Annotated in this window: 5 protein-coding genes; 3 read left to right on the forward strand and 2 right to left on the reverse strand. The window is 67.0% G+C overall.

All coding sequences use genetic code 11. The annotated features are described in order from the left end of the window. Together sphsw_RS20685 and sphsw_RS17490 are read right to left on the reverse strand one after the other, a co-directional pair. Nucleotides 1-1,116, reverse strand: a 1,116-nt coding sequence (locus sphsw_RS20685; RefSeq protein WP_042467734.1) for a nitrilase-related carbon-nitrogen hydrolase, incomplete at its 3' end; no start/stop codon positions are given. Nucleotides 1,117-1,185: 69 nt separating this feature from the next. Continuing rightward, nucleotides 1,186-1,416 carry a hypothetical protein gene (locus tag sphsw_RS17490; protein ID WP_152555547.1) on the reverse strand — a complete coding sequence of 77 codons (231 nt, stop codon included), beginning with the start codon at nucleotides 1,414-1,416 and terminating at the stop codon, nucleotides 1,186-1,188. A 257-nt stretch (nucleotides 1,417-1,673) separates the two neighbouring features. Here sphsw_RS17490 and sphsw_RS17495 point away from each other — a divergent pair, with 257 nt between their 5' ends. The 3 genes from sphsw_RS17495 to sphsw_RS17505 form a co-directional block, all read left to right on the forward strand. Continuing rightward, nucleotides 1,674-2,030, forward strand: coding sequence for an ArsC family reductase (locus sphsw_RS17495; RefSeq protein ID WP_031441738.1), 357 nt, complete (start codon nucleotides 1,674-1,676; stop codon nucleotides 2,028-2,030). An 11-nt stretch (nucleotides 2,031-2,041) separates the two neighbouring features. Then, entirely contained in the window at nucleotides 2,042-2,323 is a 282-nt protein-coding gene (locus tag sphsw_RS17500) for a DUF427 domain-containing protein (protein WP_031441739.1), read from the forward strand. A gap of 80 nt (nucleotides 2,324-2,403) precedes the next feature. Then, a partial coding sequence (locus sphsw_RS17505; protein ID WP_031441740.1) for a 3-methyl-2-oxobutanoate hydroxymethyltransferase occupies nucleotides 2,404-3,017 on the forward strand: 614 nt, incomplete at its 3' end.

Here is a 3,017-nt window from a genome sequence, read left to right on the forward strand (position 1 = left end):
CACGCCGATCACCAGCGTGCGGGCGTGCGCCGCCTCGAGCCGCTTCGCCAGCGCCTCCACCTGGATGTTGAACGCTTCGTAACAATCCTCGTCGCGGCGGGCGGGATCATTGGGGACGAACGGGAAGCGGGGGACGACGCGTTCGAGCCCGACGTCCGCGACGGCAGGATCGGGCAGGTGATCGAACGCGATCCGCCGGACGCGCGTCTCGGGATGCCCCGCAAACGTCGCCGCGTCGTTGAACGTGCCGGTCCGCAGCCGTTCCTGCGCGATCCGCTCGCAATCGACGTCCGCGACGACCAGATCCGGCTCGGTCGCGAAGCGGCGTGATTGGGCAAGCTGTTCGCCGAGCTCGTGGATCAGCCCCTGGCCGTCCCATGCGACCTCGGTCGTGCTCTCGCCCGGGCCCGCCGCGGAATAGACATAGGCGCATACCGCGCGCGCCGACTGCGCCGCCGCCAGCATCTCGCGCTCGCGCGCCTTGCCGATGACGATGTTCGACGCGGACAGGTTGCAGCAGATCAGAGCACCGGCCAGCGCACCCGCGGTCGATGGCGGGGTGGGGGCCCAGTAATCCTCGCAGATCTCCGCATGGACCACGAAGCCGGGCAGGTCGCGCGCCGCAAAGATCAGGTCGTTGCCGAACGGCACGGACTCGCCGCCGAGTTCGATCGACAGCCCCGTCAGTCCCGCTCCGCTCGCGAACCAGCGCTTTTCGTAGAATTCGCGGTAATTGGGCAAAAAGGTCTTGGGCACGACCCCGAGCACGCGACCGCGCGCGATCGCCACCGCGCAATTATACAGCCGCCCCGCGCGCACCAGCGCCGCGCCGACCAGCAGCACCGGCCGCAGCGTCGCACTCGCCGCGACGACGCTATCGATCGCCGCCAGCGTCGCACGCTGCTGCGCGGTCTGCAGATGCAGGTCGTCGAGTGCGTAGGAGGTGAGGTTGAGTTCGGGAAAGACGACGAGGTCGACATGCTGCGCATCCGCCTGCGTCGCCAGTGCGATCGTTGCCGCGGCATTGGCGGCGGTATCCCCGACCGATGCCCGCGGGGTCGCTGCGGCAACCCGGATCAGGCCGTGCGTGTGGATCGCGTAGAATGGGTGCGTCATGCCCCCATCGTTAAACGCGCGGGGCAGTTCATGCTACCGGCTTCACCGGCCGGATATGCTGAGGCTGCCTCAGGGGGCGCTCTGCGCAGACGTGGAGGCAATGACCCCCTGCACGGCACGGGCGCGCCGGCGTTCGAGCTTCTGCCGTTCGGAGATCTGATAGGTCTTCGCAATCCGGTACCGCTGCTGCTTCGTCTTCGCGTCGACACTCCCCAGCGCGAGAATGCCGACAAATGCGAGGATCGCGAATAACAGGGTGAGGAGGTTCAGTTGTCGCGCTTCTGCAGCCTTGTCCGTCATCATCCCGCTCCCATCGCCTGCCGTCATCGGACCCGACGGGTCTTTCACAGCAACCCGCCGAAAAGCCTTCTATGTCCGCAACTTGTCTTGGTCATTCCGTACATCGTACAGCCATTTCGCGGCGTCGAGGTTCCACCGTCCCTGGCAAAAATCAGCACCGTGGCCGCCATTGCGCGATCGGCAGGCAGATCTGCTATCGGGACTGACAGGCGATGGCGCGCGGGGTGCGTGGCAGGGTGTTTTATGGGGAAGCGATTTTGACGATCACGCTGTTCGGGATCAGGAACTGCGACACGATGAAGAAGGCGCGTGCGTGGCTTGATGCGCATGACGTCGCCTATGTGTTTCATGACTACAAGACCGCCGGAATCGAGGACGCACGGCTGCGCGACTGGATCGGCCGGGTCGGGTGGGAGCCGTTGCTCAACCGCGCCGGCACCACGTTCCGGAAACTGCCCGAGTCTGACCGCGTCGACCTGGACGCGGACAAGGCGGTCGCGCTGATGCTGGCACAGCCGTCGATGATCAAGCGTCCCGTGCTCGATACCGGTGCGACGCTGCTGGTCGGCTTCAGCGCCGAGCGGTATGAGGCGGCGGGGCTGGGGAACGCCTGAAGGAGACGAGCATGCCTGTCGCTACATGGAACGGCCAAGAGATCGCCCGGTCCGACGATACCGTCGTCGTCGAGGGCAATCACTATTTCCCCGCGGACAGCGTCGATCCGGCGCTGCTCGAAGACAGCGCGACGCAGTCGAACTGCCCGTGGAAGGGTACCGCGCGCTACAAGACGCTGGTCGTCGACGGCAAGCGCAACGTCGATGCGGTCTGGTACTATCCCGATCCCAAATCCGCCGCGGCCGAGATCAAGGATCGCTATGCCTTCTGGAAGGGCGTGACGGTCGGCTGAGCCGCGGCCGTCGCCGGTGTCGGGCGGGCGCGACGGGACGGGCTGGGCGAGCGGCATCGGCTTCGCTAGAACGCGCGCCCATGTCCACGACCTACACGCTCGACACCGCGACGAGTCGCGCCAACCCGACGCCCGCCCCGCTCAAGCGCCTCACGATCCCCGCGATCCGCCGGCAAAAGGGGCAGGTGCCGCTCGTCATGCTCACCGCCTATACGGTGCGCAATGCGCAGCTGCTCGATCCACACTGCGACATGCTGCTGGTCGGCGACAGCCTGGGGCAGGTGATCTACGGCCTGCCCTCGACCGTGCCGGTCACGCTCGAGATGATGGCGGCGCACGGCGCGGCGGTGGTGCGCGGCAGCTATCATGCGGTGGTCGTGATCGACATGCCGTTCGGCAGTTATGAGGCATCACCCGAAAAGGCGTTCGAAAGCGCCGCGTGGCTGCTGAAGCAGACCAGTGCGGCGGCGGTGAAGCTCGAGGGCGGCACCGCGATGGCGCCGACCGTACGGTTCCTGGTCGAGCGCGGGATTCCGGTGATGGGGCATGTCGGCCTCACCCCGCAGGCGGTCAACGTCCTGGGCGGCTATGGCGCGCGCGGCCGTACGCCCGAGGAGGCGGCGAAGATCGTCGCGGATGCCAAGGCGGTCGCTGAGGCGGGCGCATTCGCGCTGGTGATCGAGGGCGTGGTCGA

Origin of the sequence: Sphingomonas sp. FUKUSWIS1 (assembly GCF_000733135.1) — a bacterium.
Taxonomy (GTDB): domain Bacteria; phylum Pseudomonadota; class Alphaproteobacteria; order Sphingomonadales; family Sphingomonadaceae; genus Sphingomonas; species Sphingomonas aerolata.